Below are 14,887 nucleotides of genomic sequence, written 5' to 3' on the forward strand. Positions count from 1 at the left end.
GTCACGGGGGGGTAAAAAGGCATGACCGTTCCGTTCAAGGTGCGCCCCTGACGCTTCCCCGACGCCTCCGGGGTCGGCACCATGGAGGGGCGCGGGCAGCCCGACGCACGAACTTCCCCCCGCGAACCGGACGGATCCGGATCGCGTGCGTGCGCGAGATCCGAGGCGTTCGGCCCCGCACCCGGACCGGCACCCCGTGCCGTCGATGCAGAAGGTGGACCAGTGAAGAAGACTCCCGTGATCGTGACCGGCCTCGCGGCGGCGCTGGTGCTCGGCGGAAGCAGCAGCGCGTTCGCGATGTCGAGCGCGGTGGACGTGACCGTCTACGGGAAGACCTCGAGCGTGCGACTGCTCTCGGGCACCGTGGCCGATGTGCTCGCGGGCCAGGGCGTCGAGGTGCGCCCCACCGACATCGTCACCCCCAGCCTGGACAGCCCGGCCTCGGCCGAGACCCACATCGTGGTCACGCAGCAGCGCCCCGTCACCCTGGTGGTCAACGGCCTGGCGAGCACGAAGCTGACGACCGCGAAGACCGTCGGCGAGGTCCTCGCGGCCGAGGACCTCCCGGACGACGCGCAGATCGCCCAGGCGGCCGACACGAAGCTCGCGGGCGGTGGCACCACGATCGACGTGACGACCCCCAAGAACATCACCTTCGTCGGGCAGCTCGGCTCCACGACGATCCGCGTGCCGGAGGCCACCGTCGCCGACGCCGCCGCCGCGCATCTCCTGGACGTCCAGCCCACGGATCGGTACTACGACGCCACCAGCGGCGCGCCCATCGACGGCAGCACCGCCTTCGGGGACGGCTCGACCGTGCGGATCGAGCGCGTGCGCACGAGCGATGCCACGCAGACCCAGCCGATCGACTTCGCCACGAGCACCCAGGACGACCCCGAGCTGGCCGCGGGCACAACCGAGGTCCGGACCCAGGGCGTCAAGGGCACCAAGGACGTGGTCACGCGCACCACGACCGTCGACGGCGTGGTCTCCGGCCAGGAGGTCGCCTCCGAGACCGTGACCAAAGAGCCCGTCGCCGAGGTCGTCGCCAAGGGCACGAAGAAGGCCACGGCCACCCCGGCCGCGACCGAGGCCCCCGCGACCGCGGACGACGCCTCCACCGCCGGGACCCCGTCCTCCAGCCCCTCGAGCAGCGCGAGCTCGGCGCCGTCGACCGATCAGAGCGGCAGCGCCCAGGGCGACGTCACCACCTGCAAGGCATCGCACTACGGCCGCGGCGACGGCACCGACGGCGGGCCCACCGCCAGCGGCGAGCGGTTCAACGCCGACGCGATGACCGCGGCGCACAAGACGCTCCCGCTGGGCACCCGCATCAAGGTCACCAATCCCGCCTCGGGCAAGAGCGTCGTGGTGCGCATCAACGACCGCGGCCCCTACGTGGGCGGACGCTGCCTCGACCTCTCCGCCGGCGCCTTCGACGCGATCGGCGACACGGGCAACGGCGTCATGACCGTGCAGTTCCAGGTGGTCGGCTGACCCTCTCCGGGATCTCCTCGGCCAGAGGCTCCCGAGGGGCCCCGCACGTCCCCGCCGCTCGGCGGCGCGACGTGCGGGGCCCCTCGCGGTCCCGACGCCCGCCGTGGCCGGGCACCGCGTGCGCCCGGCGATGCGTCCCGTGCCCCGCGCGGATGTGATCTGCGTCGGCGGGACCCTCGTCCTTTGACCACGCGCCGACACACTTTGTAAACTGTCAGGTGCGTTCGGAGCGCCCTCTGGCTGCTCTTGCGGTGCCGATCCCTGCGGATCGGCGGCGCCGGGAGCCCGAGGTCCTCTGACCGGACATGCACCGGGACCAGCACACGGTCCCGGGGAGGAGCATCACGGCAGCGATGTCGTGGCACGAATCCCCGGAGCCCAGGTCCCCCGCGACGAGCGGAATCCTCACGCATGCCCGGGAACGGCCGCCGACGACGTTCCGTCGGCCGAGGCCACGGTGCCGGACGCACGGATGGCTCCGGCCGTCCGAGCGGGTCTCCCGTCGTACCACCCCCGGACGTGGGGGAGACGGGCAGGGTCGCGGGCCGCGTCAGCGGTCGCAAGATGTCGATCTCCGGGTCTGAACAGGGTCCGGGGCACAACAGGAAGAGACGAAGTGCCCACAATCCAGCAGTTGGTGCGCAAGGGGCGCGCGGCGAAGTCCGCGACCTCCAAGACGCCGGCGCTCAAGGGTTCGCCCCAGCGCCGCGGCGTCTGCACGCGCGTGTACACCACCACTCCCAAGAAGCCGAACTCGGCGCTGCGCAAGATCGCGCGCGTCCGCCTCTCCACGGGCATCGAGGTCACGGCGTACATCCCCGGCGTCGGCCACAACCTCCAGGAGCACTCCATCGTGCTCGTGCGCGGTGGCCGTGTGAAGGACCTGCCGGGTGTCCGCTACAAGATCGTCCGCGGCGCCCTCGACACCCAGTCGGTCAAGGGTCGCCAGCAGGCGCGCTCGCGCTACGGCGCGAAGAAGGAGAAGAAGTAATGCCTCGTAAGGGAGCAGCTCCCAAGCGCCAGCTCGTCGTCGACCCCGTCTACGGCTCGCCGCTGGTCACCCAGCTCATCAACAAGATCCTGCTCGACGGCAAGAAGACGGTCGCGGAGTCGATCGTCTACGGCGCCCTCGAGGGCTGCCGCGAGAAGAACGGCCAGGATCCCGTCGCGACCCTCAAGAAGGCCCTGGACAACATCCGTCCGAGCCTCGAGGTCCGCTCCCGCCGCGTCGGCGGCGCGACCTACCAGGTCCCCGTCGAGGTCCGCCCGGGCCGCTCGACGACCCTGGCTCTGCGCTGGCTCGTCGGCTACTCGCGCGCCCGCCGCGAGCACACGATGACCGAGCGGCTCATGAACGAGCTGCTCGACGCCTCCAACGGTCTCGGTGCCGCGGTCAAGCGCCGCGAGGACACCCACAAGATGGCCGAGTCCAACAAGGCGTTCGCCCACTACCGCTGGTGAACCCACCGGGTGGGCGTCCGCACGGACGTCCACCCCCGGTCGGCCCCCGCCGACCCCCTCCGCCCACAGAAAGGCAGCAGCCCGTGGCACTCGCAGTGCTCAGCGACCTCACGAAGGTTCGCAACATCGGCATCATGGCCCACATCGATGCCGGCAAGACCACCACGACCGAGCGCATCCTGTACTACACCGGTGTCAACTACAAGATCGGTGAGACGCACGACGGTGCCGGCACGATGGACTGGATGGAGCAGGAGAAGGAGCGCGGCATCACGATCACGTCGGCCGCGACGACCTGCTACTGGAACGACAACCAGATCAACATCATCGACACCCCCGGTCACGTCGACTTCACCGTCGAGGTGGAGCGGTCGCTGCGCGTGCTCGACGGTGCTGTGGCCGTGTTCGACGGCAAGGAGGGCGTGGAGCCCCAGTCCGAGACCGTCTGGCGCCAGGCCGACAAGTACGACGTGCCCCGCGTCTGCTTCGTCAACAAGATGGACAAGCTCGGTGCGGACTTCTTCTTCACCGTGCGCACGATCATCGAGCGCCTCGGCGCCAAGCCCCTCGTGATCCAGGTGCCGATCGGTGCCGAGAGCGAGTTCCGCGGGATCGTGGACCTCGTCCAGCTCAAGGCCTTCGAGTGGCCCGAGGTCTTCCCCGAGGACGCTCCCGAGCTCGGCAAGAAGAAGGGCGATCCGAGCCTGGGCCAGTACCAGCTCGAGGTCCCGATCCCCGCCGACCTGCAGGACACGGTCGACGAGTACCGTGCCAAGCTCGTCGAGGACGTCGCCGAGAGCTCCGAGGAGCTCATGGAGGCCTACCTCGAGGAGGGCGACCTCACGGTCGAGCAGCTCAAGAAGGGCATCCGCGAGCTGACCATCACCTCGCAGGCCTACCCCGTGCTGGCCGGCTCGGCGTTCAAGAACAAGGGCGTCCAGCTCATGCTCGACGCCGTGATCGACTACCTCCCGTCCCCGCTCGACGTGCCGCCGATGATCGGCCACGACGTCAAGGACGAGGAGAAGGAGCTCACTCGTCGCCCCTCGACCGACGAGCCGTTCTCCGCGCTCGCGTTCAAGGTCGCCTCGCACCCGTTCTTCGGTGCGCTGACCTACGTGCGCGTGTACTCCGGTCACGTCAAGTCCGGTGACCAGGTCCTGAACTCCACCTCGGGCAAGAAGGAGCGCATCGGGAAGCTCTTCCAGATGCACGCCAACCAGGAGAACCCCGTGGACGAGGCCTTCGCCGGCCACATCTACGCGTTCATCGGCCTCAAGGACACCAACACCGGCGACTCGCTCTCGGATCCGGCCAACCCGATCCAGCTCGAGTCGATGACCTTCCCCGAGCCGGTCATCTCCGTGGCCATCGAGCCCAAGACGAAGGGTGACCAGGAGAAGCTGTCGGTCGCGATCCAGAAGCTCGCCAAGGAGGACCCGACCTTCCAGGTCGAGCTCGACGAGGAGACCGGGCAGACCGTCATCAAGGGCATGGGCGAGCTGCACCTCGACATCCTCGTGGACCGCATGCGTCGCGAGTTCAAGGTCGAGGCCAACATCGGCAAGCCGCAGGTGGCGTACCGCGAGACCATCCGTCGCACGGTCGAGAAGTACGACTACACGCACAAGAAGCAGACCGGTGGCTCGGGCCAGTTCGCGAAGGTCCAGATCACGTACGGTCCGCTCACGGATGCCGAGGAGGGCGTGTTCTACGAGTTCAAGAACGCGGTCACCGGCGGTCGCATCCCGCGCGAGTACATCCCGAGCGTCGACGCGGGCATCCAGGACGCGCTGCAGAGCGGCGTGCTGGCCGGCTACCCGGTGGTCAACGTCGCCGCGACGCTCGTCGACGGTGCCTACCACGACGTCGACTCCTCGGAGATGGCCTTCAAGATCGCGGGTTCCATCGCGACCAAGGAGGCCCTGCGTCGGGCCGATCCCGTGCTCCTCGAGCCCCTCATGGACGTCGAGGTGCGCACGCCCGAGGAGTACATGGGCGAGGTCATCGGCGACCTGAACGCACGTCGCGGCCAGGTGCAGTCGATGGAGGACGCGAGCGGCGTCAAGATCGTCCGCGCCCTCGTCCCGCTGTCGGAGATGTTCGGGTACGTCGGCGACCTGCGGTCCAAGACCCAGGGTCGCGCCATGTACACGATGCAGTTCGACAGCTACGCCGAGGTCCCGCGGAACATCTCCGACGAGATCATCGCCAAGACCCGGGGCGAGTGAGACCTGGGGAGGACGGGTAGGATCATCCGGTCCGTCCTTCCCTCGGCCCCCGCGGGCGGCGCGTGCCGCGACTCGTCCGCACCGAGACAGAAGTACCCCAGACAACACGTCCTAGGAGGACAAGAATCATGGCCAAGGCCAAGTTCGAGCGCACCAAGCCGCACGTCAACATCGGCACCATCGGTCACGTCGACCACGGCAAGACCACGCTGACGGCAGCCATCTCGAAGGTCCTGTACGACCAGTACCCGGACATCAACGAGAAGCGCGACTTCGATCAGATCGACAACGCGCCGGAGGAGAAGCAGCGCGGGATCACGATCAACATCTCGCACATCGAGTACCAGACCGAGAAGCGCCACTACGCGCACGTCGATGCGCCGGGTCACGCCGACTACATCAAGAACATGATCACCGGTGCGGCGCAGATGGACGGCGCGATCCTCGTGGTCGCGGCGACCGACGGCCCCATGGCCCAGACGCGCGAGCACGTCCTGCTCGCCCGCCAGGTCGGCGTCCCCTACCTGCTCGTGGCCCTGAACAAGTCGGACATGGTCGACGACGAGGAGATCCTCGAGCTCGTCGAGATGGAGGTCCGGGAGCTGCTCGCCTCGCAGGAGTTCGACGAGGACGCCCCCGTCATCCGCGTGTCCGCGCTCAAGGCCCTCGAGGGCGACGAGAAGTGGGTCAAGTCGGTCCAGGAGCTCATGGCCGCCGTCGACGAGTCCGTGCCGGACCCGGTCCGCGACCTCGACAAGCCCTTCCTCATGCCCGTCGAGGACGTCTTCACCATCCAGGGCCGCGGCACCGTCGTGACCGGCAAGGTGGAGCGCGGCAAGCTCGCCATCAACTCCGAGATCGAGATCGTGGGCATCCGCCCCGCGCAGAAGACCACGGTCACCGGTATCGAGATGTTCCACAAGCAGATGGACGAGGCGTGGGCCGGCGAGAACTGCGGTCTGCTGCTCCGCGGCACCAAGCGCGAGGACGTCGAGCGCGGCCAGGTCGTCGTGAAGCCGGGTTCGATCACCCCCCACACCAACTTCGAGGCGCAGGTCTACATCCTGTCCAAGGACGAGGGTGGGCGTCACAACCCGTTCTACTCGAACTACCGTCCGCAGTTCTACTTCCGGACCACCGACGTCACCGGCGTCATCACGCTGCCCGAGGGCACCGAGATGGTCATGCCCGGCGACTCCACCGAGATGTCGGTCGAGCTGATCCAGCCGATCGCCATGGAGGAGGGCCTCGGCTTCGCCATCCGCGAGGGCGGGCGCACCGTCGGCTCCGGCCGCGTCACCAAGATCGTGAAGTGACGATCGCGGGCTGAGCCCGCACACCGGAGGGCCCGTCCCCTGCTGCGGCAGGGGACGGGCCCTCCTGCTGTCCCCGGGCGCAGCGGAAGGGCCCCGTCCCACCGGATCCGGCGGGGCGGGGCCCTTCGCGTGACGACGCCCGCGACTGCGCGGTGCGGGCCTCAGGCGCGCGGCTCGTGGTCCTCTCGGGGCGGGTCCACGGGGCGGGGCTCGCCGACGTCACCGGGAGCGGACGGCGAGGGCGGGACCGTGGCGCCGGGCGCGGGGGCGCCGTACTGCGGGCGATGTGCGCGCGCGGCGTCGTCGGGGCGCGGGGGAGCGGATGCCGTCTCGGCGGGGCGCCCGAAGCTGGGACGGCCCTCGCGCGCGGGCGCCGGGCTCACGGCCACGGCGGGACGGGAGGTGGGGGGGACGGCGCCCGCTTCGACGAGGATCCGCCGGGCGTCGTCGGCATGGGTGTGCTCGACCAGCAGCTCGAACTGCATGGGGATCGTCGCGGTGGTGGAGGTGAAGTCCCGCCGACCGCCGCTCATGGCGTATCCGATCACGGACCACACCGTGAAGAACACCGCGCCCATCAGCACGCAGAGGACGACGGTCGCCAGGGCGTTCTGGCCCCCGACAAGGGAGAACAGGATCCCGACGAACAGGCCCATCCACATGCCGCTGAGGATTCCGCTGCCGATCACGCGCCCCCAGGTGCGGCGTCCGGTGACCCGCTCCATGAGCTTGAGGTCCGTGCCCACGATCATCGTGTTCTGCACGGCGAACTGATGGTCCGCGAGGGTGTCGACCACGGCCTGCACCTCGGCGTACGTCGAGTAGGTGCCGAGGGACCGCGGGAACTTCAGCGTGAACAGCTGACTGCTGAGCGGATTGGTCTGCGGGTTCGTCATGTGCAGAAGGGTAGACCAGGCACCTCGACGGACCATCGGAATCTGCCGTGACCCAATCGTGACTGTTTGGGGCGTTCGTTGCGCAGATTCATGCACGGAGGTCGGGATACCATCTCGCCACCGGTCCAGTTCGGAGCCCACGTGAGAGGTGCGCCACGAGCATGACACGGTCCCCCACGGGCTCGCGGGCCGAGTCCGACGACGAAAGAAGGCCTCATGAACGAGAACCACTCCATCACCCCTGCCGAGCGGCTCGGTGCGTCGCGTCGCCGGTTCCTCGCCCTCGCAGGCACCAGCGTCTCGGCCGCGACGCTCGCCGCCTGCGCGGGCGGCGGCGGCGGCGATTCGGCCACCGGCGGAGCAGCTGTCAGTGATGGCGGCGGCACCAAGAGCGACACCAACCCGTTCGGCGTCAAGGATGACGCCGCGGTGGACGTCGTCATCTTCGACGGCGGGTACGGCGATCAGTATGCCAAGGACGCGGGCGTCGCGTACAAGAAGCTGCACCCCAAGTCCGACCCCCAGGTCACGTCGACCGTCAACATCCAGCCGGACCTGCAGCCCCGCTTCATCGGCGGCACCCCGCCCGACCTGTTCGACAACACCGGCGCGCAGTCGCTGAACACGAGCGCCCTGATCACCGAGAAGCGCCTGGCGACGATCGACGCCCTGCTCAAGGCGCCGTCGGTGGACGGCGGCACCGTGGAGGAGACCCTGCTCCCGGGCGTCACCTCGCCGGGCACGTACTCCGGGAAGTTCTACGCCCTGAACTACGTCTACACCGTCTACGCCCTGTGGTACTCCGCCTCGCAGTTCGCGGAGAAGGGCTGGAGCGTCCCCAAGACCTGGGACGAGGTCATGTCCCTCGGCGAGTCCGCCAAGGGGGCGGGCCTGGCGCTGTTCCCCTGGGGCGGCCAGAACGCCTCGAACTACTACCAGGAGCTGGCCATCACGATGGCCATCAAGCAGGGTGGAGAGGACGTCCGCAAGAACCTCGACAAGCTCGATGCCAAGGCCTTCGAGCAGCCGGCCATCGTCGACGCCTACAAGGGCATCGAGGACGCCGTCAAGGCCGGCTACTTCCTCGCCGGGGGCGCCGGGATCAAGCACACCGAGGCGCAGTCCCAGTGGGTCAGCGGCAAGGCCGTCATGTACCCCTCGGGCTCCTGGATCGAGAATGAGCAGCGCGGGATCACACCCGACGGCTACCAGATGACCGGGATCCCGGTGCCCACACTCGCCGCCGATTCCAAGCTCCCCTACGAGGCCATCCACAGCGCCGCGGGCGAACCGTTCTTCGTCCCCGCCGACGCCAAGAACGGCCCCGGCGGCCTCGAGTTCCTGCGGGTCATGCTCTCCAAGGAGCAGGCGCAGAACTTCACCAAGCTCACCTCCTCGCCCACCATCGTCAAGGACACCATCCCCGACGACGCCTTCGGCTCCACGGCGCTGGCCTCGACCAACGCCATGATCAAGGCGGCAGGTGACGACGTCTTCACCTTCAGCTTCGTCGACTGGTACAACCTCGGGCCGGACACGGTCAAGCTCTGGACGTCCTTCCTCAACGGCGACATCGGCGCCGACGAGGTCCGGGAGAAGTCCCAGGGCCTCATCGACAAGATCCGTGAGGACGACAAGGTCGAGAAGTTCGACGTCAAGTGATGGCGGTCCTCCCCACCACCGCTCCCACGGCCGCGCCCGCACGGCGCGGCCGTGGCCGGCGGTTCCCGAGCCCACAGCGCCTGGTCTTCTACGTGCTGTTCCTGGGGGTGCCCCTGGCGATCTATCTCGTCTTCGTGGTGTCCCCCTTCTTCCAGGCCTTCTACTACTCGCTGACCGACTGGCGGGGCTTGACCTCCGCGACGACGTTCGTGGGGCTGGACAACTACGTCACGATCTTCGCCGACGAGCAGTACCGCACGGCCCTGTTGCACAACCTGATCCTGCTCATCGTGCTGCCGGTCATCACGATCGGCCTCGCCTTCACCCTCGCCGTGATGGTGACCGTGGGCGGGGACAGCCGCGGAGCGATCACGGGCATCCGGGGCTCGAACATCTACCGGGTCGTGAGCTTCTTCCCCTACGTCATCCCCGCCGTCGTCGTCGGCATCCTCTTCGCCTTCATCTACTCGCCCAACGGCGGCCTCATCAACGGGGTCCTCGGGATCGTGGGACTCGACCGCGGCATCGGCTGGCTCGGTGACCCGCGCTTCGCGCTCGCGGCCATCGTCCTGGCCGTGGTGTGGTCCCTCGTCGGGTTCTACATGGTGCTGTTCGTCGCGGCGATCAAGGCCGTTCCGGCCGAGGTCGTCGAGGCCGCGCGCCTGGACGGCGCCGGCCGCGGGCGGCTGGCCCTGCAGATCATCCTCCCGATGATCCGCGAGAACGTGTCCACGGCGGTCGTGTACATGGGCATCATGGCCCTGGACATGTTCGTCTACATCAGCGTCATGACGCCCAACGGCGGGACCGGAGGCTCCACGGACGTCGTCTCGCGCTACCTCTACCAGACGGCCTTCCAGAAGTCCCAGTTCGGCCTGGCCTCGGCCATGGGCGTCGTGCTCGCCCTGGTCACCATGCTGATGGCCGTGCTGGTCCTCTTCGGCACCCGACAGAAGGACGTGCGATGACCGCGGCGACCTCCGCACCGACCTCGGGCAATCCGGTGATCGGCTCCGCCACCGGGACACCGATCGTTCCGCGCCGGAAGTACCGCTCCGGCGGCGACCGTGCCTTCGCGGCCGTGTCGCACGTCGTGCTGATCCTGTGGGGTCTCGCCGTGGTGCTGCCGCTGCTGTGGACGGTGATCAGCTCGTTCAAGACCTCGCAGGAGATCCTCAACGAACCGCTGTCCCTGCCCGAGGTGTGGCAGTTCGACAACTTCGTCCGGGCGTGGAACGACGCCGGGATCGGGCGCTACTTCCTGAACACCGTGATCGTCGTCGGCGGCGCGCTCGTGCTGGTGATGCTGCTCGGGGCCATGTGTGCCTACGTGCTGGCCCGCTTCGACTTCCCGGGTCGGCGGATCATCTACTACGCCCTCATCGCCGGCCTGACGTTCCCGCTGTTCCTCGCGGTGGTCCCGCTGTTCTTCGTCATCCAGAACCTGGGACTGCAGAACACCTACATGGGCCTGATCCTCACGTACGTGGGGTTCGCGCTCCCGTTCACCGTGTTCTTCCTCTACGCGTTCTTCCGGCAGCTGCCGGAGGAGATCGCGGAGGCGGCGGCCATCGACGGCGCCGGCGACTTCCGGACGTTCTTCCAGATCATGGTCCCGATGGCCGGCCCCGGCCTCATGAGCGTCACGATCTTCAACTTCCTGGGCCTGTGGAACCAGTTCCTCCTGCCGGTGGTCCTGAACACCGACGAATCCAAGTTCGTGCTCGCCCAGGGCCTGAACAACATGCAGGCCCAGCAGGGCTACGCCACCGACTGGGGCGGCATGTTCGCCTCGGTGACCATCACGATCGTGCCGGTGCTCATCGTCTACATCATCTTCCAGCGTCAGCTGCAGGGTGGCATGGGGCCCAGCACCGACAAGTGAGCCGGGTCCGTCCCGGGGCAGACCCCCGGGGCGGGCTCTCCTCCCGTCCTCCGAGCGGAGGGCCGCGGGCCGGGCGGGGCGGGATCCCCGCGCGGCGTCTGCCGTCACGCGGCGGGGGAGCGTCCGGGTCCGCCCGGACACGCAGGGCCGGGGCGTCGTGACGACGTCCCGGCCCTGCCTCGTGTCCGGGACACGGCCTCGTGTCCCGGCCGAGGGGTCCCTCCTCCCGCCGAGGGCATCCGCGCCGGCGATCACCGGGGCGTCCACCGGAGGATCGGCGGGTGGTCGCCGGGGGATCGCGGGCGGATCGCCGGGCCGTCGCCGCACCCCGTGTGATCGGGTCCACCCACGGTCCGCTTGGCATCGGGGCCGGACCCTGGCAGACTGTTCAAGTTGTCTGCGCGGGCCGCCATGCCCGGTTCCGTTCTCCGCGACTGGGTACACACCCCCCGTCGCGGCGAATGATCACCGGATGTGGCCCGTCCCGAGGATGCGAACGGCCGGCTCCTGCCGCCGAGCGCGCATCGTCAGAGGGAATCGCGCCCCGAGGTCACCCGAGGGGACGGCGCAGGCGTGCCGGACACTCCGGCAGCACCTCCCAGTCATGGGATCGTGCATCGGGACGAGGGCGACACGCCCGACCTCGTGTACCGGAGTGACCAGCAGTTTTGTCAGCAGCGTGTGTAGAGAGAGAGTCGAACAAGGCTATGGCGGGACAGAAAATCCGCATCCGGCTGAAGTCGTACGACCACGAGGTGATCGACAGCTCGGCGCGCAAGATCGTCGACACCGTCACCCGTGCGGGTGCGACCGTCGTGGGCCCGGTGCCGCTTCCGACCGAGAAGAACGTGTTCTGCGTGATCCGTTCGCCCCACAAGTACAAGGACTCCCGCGAGCACTTCGAGATGCGGACCCACAAGCGCCTGATCGACATCGTCGATCCCACCCCCAAGGCCGTGGACTCCCTGATGCGTCTCGATCTCCCCGCGGACGTCAACATCGAGATCAAGCTCTGAGGTGACGGTGATGAGCAACGAACTGACAGGGCAGGCCGCCCGCGCCGTCACCGGCGTGCTCGGCACCAAGCTCGGCATGACCCAGGTCTGGGACGAGAACGGCAAGCTCGTGCCGGTCACGGTCGTCCAGGCCGGTCCCTGCGTCGTGACGCAGGTCCGCACGGTCGAGAACGACGGCTACGACGCGGTCCAGATCGCCTTCGGGCAGATCGACCCCCGCAAGGTCTCCAAGCCGCTCAAGGGCCACTTCGACAAGGCCGGCGTGACCCCGCGTCGCCACCTCGTCGAGCTGCGCACGAACGACGCCGCCGACTACACCGTCGGCCAGGAGGTCGCCGCGGACGTGTTCGCGGCCGGCCAGAAGGTCGACGTCGTCGGCACGACCAAGGGCAAGGGCACCGCGGGCGTCATGAAGCGTCACGGCTTCTCCGGCGTCGGCGCCTCCCACGGCGCGCACCGCAACCACCGCAAGCCCGGTTCGATCGGCGGGGCCTCGACGCCCGGCCGCGTCTTCAAGGGCATGCGCATGGCCGGCCGCATGGGCAACGTCCGTGCGAGCGTCCAGAACCTCACCGTCCACGCGGTCGACGCCGACAAGGGCCTCGTGCTCGTCAAGGGTGCCGTCCCCGGCCCCAAGGGCGGCCTCGTGCTGGTCCGTTCGGCCGCCAAGAGCCCCGTGAAGGAGGCCTGACCGATGGCAGCGAACCTGACCGTCGACGTGCTCGACACGGCCGGCAAGAAGTCCGGCACCGCCGAGCTCCCCGCGTCGATCTTCGACGTGCAGACCAACGTCCCGCTGATCCACCAGGTGGTCACCGCGCAGCTCGCGGCCGCCCGCCAGGGGACCCACAAGGCCAAGACGCGTGCGGAGGTCGCCGGTGGCGGCCGCAAGCCCTACAAGCAGAAGGGCACCGGTCGTGCCCGCCAGGGCTCGATCCGCGCACCGCAGTTCGCCGGCGGCGGCGTCGTCCACGGCCCTGTGCCGCGCGACTACAGCCAGCGCACCCCCAAGAAGATGAAGGCCGCCGCCCTGCGCGGGGCCCTCTCGGACCGGGCGCGCAACAGCCGCATCCACGTGGTGACCGAGCTGCTGGTCGGGGAGAACCCCTCGACCAAGGCAGCGCTGAAGACCCTGGCCGCCGCCTCGGAGCGCAACCACGTCCTCGTGGTGCTGCGCCGTGACGACGAGCTCGGCGCCCTCAGCGCCCGCAACCTGCCGACCGCGCACGTCCTGTACGCCGACCAGCTGAACACCTACGACGTCATGCGCAGCGACGACGTCGTGTTCACCTCCGGCGCTCTCGAGGACTTCATCGCGACGGCGACGCTGTCCGTGCCCACCTCGTCCTTCGCGAAGGCGAAGGCCGCGGCGGCCGCTGAGGAGGAGTCCAAGTGACCACGCTGAACAAGGATCCGCGCGACATCCTCGTCGCCCCGGTCGTCTCCGAGAAGAGCTACGGCCTCATGGACGAGGGCAAGTACACGTTCCTCGTGGACGTGCGCGCCAACAAGACCGAGATCAAGATCGCCGTCGAGAAGGTCTTCGACGTCAAGGTCGCCTCGGTCAACACGATCAACCGGCAGGGCAAGACGCGCCGCACGCGCTTCGGGATGGGCAAGCGCAAGGACACCAAGCGCGCGATCATCACCCTCGTCGACGGAACCATCGACATCTTCGGAGGCTCGGTCGCCTGAGGCGATCGAGGTCCGAGGAGCCGTCAGAGAGTCTGAGGGAAACCCACCATGGGAATTCGCAAGCACAAGCCGACCACGCCGGGCCGTCGCGGCTCGAGCGTCGCCGACTTCGTCGAGATCACGCGGAGCGAGCCGGAGAAGTCGCTGGTCCGTCCGCTGTCCAAGACCGGTGGCCGCAACAACAACGGCCGCATCACCTCCCGTCACCGCGGTGGCGGGCACAAGCGCGCCTACCGTCTGATCGACTTCCGTCGTCACGACAAGGACGGCGTCAAGGCCAAGGTCGCGCACATCGAGTACGACCCCAACCGCACCGCCCGCATCGCGCTGCTGCACTACGAGGACGGCGACAAGCGCTACATCCTCGCGCCGTCGCGCCTGCGTCAGGGTGACTGGATCGAGAACGGCGCCGGCGCCGACATCAAGCCCGGCAACAACCTGCCGCTGCGGAACATCCCGCTCGGCACCGTCATCCACGCGATCGAGCTCCGCCCCGGCGGCGGCGCGAAGATCGCGCGGTCCGCGGGCGCCTCGGTCCAGCTCGTCGCCAAGGAGGGCCGCTTCGCGCAGCTGCGCATGCCCTCCGGCGAGATCCGCAACGTCGATCTGCGCTGCCGCGCCTCGATCGGCGAGGTGGGCAACTCCGAGCAGTCGAACATCAACTGGGGCAAGGCCGGCCGCATGCGGTGGAAGGGCAAGCGCCCCCACGTCCGCGGCGTCGTCATGAACCCTGTCGACCACCCGCACGGTGGTGGCGAGGGACGCACCTCCGGCGGCCGTCACCCGGTCTCGCCGTGGGGTCAGCCCGAGGGACGCACGCGCCGCCCGGGCAAGGAGAGCGACAAGCTCATCGTCCGTCGCCGCCGCACCGGCAAGAAGCGCTGATAGGGAGCCATACACATGCCTCGCAGTATTGCCAAGGGCCCGTTCGTCGACGACCACCTGCAGAAGAAGGTGGACGTCGCCAACGAGAAGGGCACCAAGAACGTCATCAAGACCTGGTCGCGCCGGAGTGTCGTCACGCCGGACTTCCTGGGTCACACCTTCGCGGTGCACGACGGGCGCAAGCACGTCACGGTGTTCGTGACGGAGTCGATGGTCGGGCACAAGCTCGGCGAGTTCGCTCCGACGCGGACGTTCAAGGGCCACGAGAAGGACGACCGGAAGGGCCGCCGTCGCTGACCCCGGTCAGTGATGCGCAGCCCTCTCGAATCGAAGAGAAAGCAGG

General features: G+C 68.7%; 15 protein-coding genes. 14 read left to right on the top strand and 1 reads right to left on the bottom strand.

What is annotated here, in order from left to right; genetic code table 11:
* Window positions 1–222 precede the first annotated feature (222 nt).
* The 5 genes from ACT3TZ_RS05425 (at window position 223) to tuf (ending at window position 6,505) form a co-directional block, all read left to right on the top strand.
* Complete coding sequence (locus ACT3TZ_RS05425) at window positions 223–1,497, top strand: septal ring lytic transglycosylase RlpA family protein (RefSeq protein ID WP_444582375.1); 1,275 nt, start codon at window positions 223–225, stop codon at window positions 1,495–1,497.
* Between the two features lie 616 nt (window positions 1,498–2,113).
* Window positions 2,114–2,488, top strand: a complete 375-nt coding sequence (gene rpsL, locus ACT3TZ_RS05430; RefSeq protein WP_444582376.1) for a 30S ribosomal protein S12 — start codon at window positions 2,114–2,116, stop codon at window positions 2,486–2,488.
* The gene (gene rpsG / locus ACT3TZ_RS05435) at window positions 2,488–2,958 is read left to right on the top strand and encodes a 30S ribosomal protein S7 (RefSeq protein WP_444582377.1); all 471 of its coding nucleotides are present in this window, start codon (window positions 2,488–2,490) and stop codon (window positions 2,956–2,958) included. Before rpsL ends, rpsG begins: the two co-directional genes overlap by 1 nt.
* A gap of 83 nt (window positions 2,959–3,041) precedes the next feature.
* The gene (fusA, locus tag ACT3TZ_RS05440) at window positions 3,042–5,189 is read left to right on the top strand and encodes an elongation factor G (protein WP_444582378.1); all 2,148 of its coding nucleotides are present in this window, start codon (window positions 3,042–3,044) and stop codon (window positions 5,187–5,189) included.
* 128 nt (window positions 5,190–5,317) lie between these two features.
* Entirely contained in the window at window positions 5,318–6,505 is a 1,188-nt protein-coding gene (tuf, locus tag ACT3TZ_RS05445; protein WP_444582379.1) for an elongation factor Tu, read from the top strand.
* Window positions 6,506–6,666: 161 nt separating this feature from the next.
* On the opposite strand, the gene ACT3TZ_RS05450 is transcribed toward tuf, so the two are convergent.
* Entirely contained in the window at window positions 6,667–7,401 is a 735-nt protein-coding gene (locus ACT3TZ_RS05450) for a general stress protein (protein WP_444582380.1), read from the bottom strand.
* 216 nt (window positions 7,402–7,617) lie between these two features.
* Between ACT3TZ_RS05450 and ngcE the strand changes: the two genes are divergently transcribed.
* The 9 genes from ngcE (at window position 7,618) to rpsS (ending at window position 14,841) form a co-directional block, all read left to right on the top strand.
* Window positions 7,618–9,063, top strand: a complete 1,446-nt coding sequence (gene ngcE, locus ACT3TZ_RS05455; protein ID WP_444582381.1) for an N-acetylglucosamine/diacetylchitobiose ABC transporter substrate-binding protein — start codon at window positions 7,618–7,620, stop codon at window positions 9,061–9,063.
* On the top strand, window positions 9,063–10,031 hold the full coding sequence (locus ACT3TZ_RS05460) for a carbohydrate ABC transporter permease (RefSeq protein ID WP_444582382.1): 969 nt from the start codon (window positions 9,063–9,065) through the stop codon (window positions 10,029–10,031). Before ngcE ends, ACT3TZ_RS05460 begins: the two co-directional genes overlap by 1 nt.
* Window positions 10,028–10,948, top strand: a complete 921-nt coding sequence (locus ACT3TZ_RS05465) for a carbohydrate ABC transporter permease (RefSeq protein ID WP_444582383.1) — start codon at window positions 10,028–10,030, stop codon at window positions 10,946–10,948. Before ACT3TZ_RS05460 ends, ACT3TZ_RS05465 begins: the two co-directional genes overlap by 4 nt.
* A gap of 707 nt (window positions 10,949–11,655) precedes the next feature.
* Entirely contained in the window at window positions 11,656–11,964 is a 309-nt protein-coding gene (rpsJ, locus tag ACT3TZ_RS05470; protein ID WP_006946210.1) for a 30S ribosomal protein S10, read from the top strand.
* 10 nt (window positions 11,965–11,974) lie between these two features.
* Window positions 11,975–12,655, top strand: coding sequence for a 50S ribosomal protein L3 (gene rplC, locus ACT3TZ_RS05475; RefSeq protein ID WP_444582384.1), 681 nt, complete (start codon window positions 11,975–11,977; stop codon window positions 12,653–12,655).
* 3 nt (window positions 12,656–12,658) lie between these two features.
* Entirely contained in the window at window positions 12,659–13,360 is a 702-nt protein-coding gene (gene rplD, locus ACT3TZ_RS05480) for a 50S ribosomal protein L4 (protein ID WP_444582385.1), read from the top strand.
* Window positions 13,357–13,659 carry a 50S ribosomal protein L23 gene (gene rplW, locus ACT3TZ_RS05485; RefSeq protein WP_444582386.1) on the top strand — a complete coding sequence of 101 codons (303 nt, stop codon included), beginning with the start codon at window positions 13,357–13,359 and terminating at the stop codon, window positions 13,657–13,659. Before rplD ends, rplW begins: the two co-directional genes overlap by 4 nt.
* Before the next feature lie 48 nt (window positions 13,660–13,707).
* A complete protein-coding gene (gene rplB, locus ACT3TZ_RS05490) occupies window positions 13,708–14,544 on the top strand; it encodes a 50S ribosomal protein L2 (RefSeq protein WP_444582387.1) in 837 nt (278 codons plus the stop codon).
* 15 nt (window positions 14,545–14,559) lie between these two features.
* Window positions 14,560–14,841 carry a 30S ribosomal protein S19 gene (rpsS, locus tag ACT3TZ_RS05495; protein WP_444582388.1) on the top strand — a complete coding sequence of 94 codons (282 nt, stop codon included), beginning with the start codon at window positions 14,560–14,562 and terminating at the stop codon, window positions 14,839–14,841.
* The last annotated feature ends 46 nt before the right edge of the window (window positions 14,842–14,887 follow it).

The organism is Brachybacterium sp. AOP25-B2-12 (genome assembly GCF_052378625.1).
GTDB lineage: Bacteria > Actinomycetota > Actinomycetes > Actinomycetales > Dermabacteraceae > Brachybacterium.

Excerpts from the sequence above, each read along its gene's own strand:
- rpsG (WP_444582377.1), top strand. The coding sequence starts at position 2,488 with ATGCCTCGTAAGGGAGCAGCTCCCAAGCGCCAGCTCGTCGTCGACCCC.
- tuf (WP_444582379.1), top strand. The coding sequence starts at position 5,318 with ATGGCCAAGGCCAAGTTCGAGCGCACCAAGCCGCACGTCAACATCGGC.
- ACT3TZ_RS05450 (WP_444582380.1), bottom strand. The coding sequence starts at position 7,401 with ATGACGAACCCGCAGACCAATCCGCTCAGCAGTCAGCTGTTCACGCTG.
- ngcE (WP_444582381.1), top strand. The coding sequence starts at position 7,618 with ATGAACGAGAACCACTCCATCACCCCTGCCGAGCGGCTCGGTGCGTCG.
- ACT3TZ_RS05460 (WP_444582382.1), top strand. The coding sequence starts at position 9,063 with ATGGCGGTCCTCCCCACCACCGCTCCCACGGCCGCGCCCGCACGGCGC.
- ACT3TZ_RS05465 (WP_444582383.1), top strand. The coding sequence starts at position 10,028 with ATGACCGCGGCGACCTCCGCACCGACCTCGGGCAATCCGGTGATCGGC.
- rpsJ (WP_006946210.1), top strand. The coding sequence starts at position 11,656 with ATGGCGGGACAGAAAATCCGCATCCGGCTGAAGTCGTACGACCACGAG.
- rplC (WP_444582384.1), top strand. The coding sequence starts at position 11,975 with ATGAGCAACGAACTGACAGGGCAGGCCGCCCGCGCCGTCACCGGCGTG.
- rplD (WP_444582385.1), top strand. The coding sequence starts at position 12,659 with ATGGCAGCGAACCTGACCGTCGACGTGCTCGACACGGCCGGCAAGAAG.
- rplB (WP_444582387.1), top strand. The coding sequence starts at position 13,708 with ATGGGAATTCGCAAGCACAAGCCGACCACGCCGGGCCGTCGCGGCTCG.
- rpsS (WP_444582388.1), top strand. The coding sequence starts at position 14,560 with ATGCCTCGCAGTATTGCCAAGGGCCCGTTCGTCGACGACCACCTGCAG.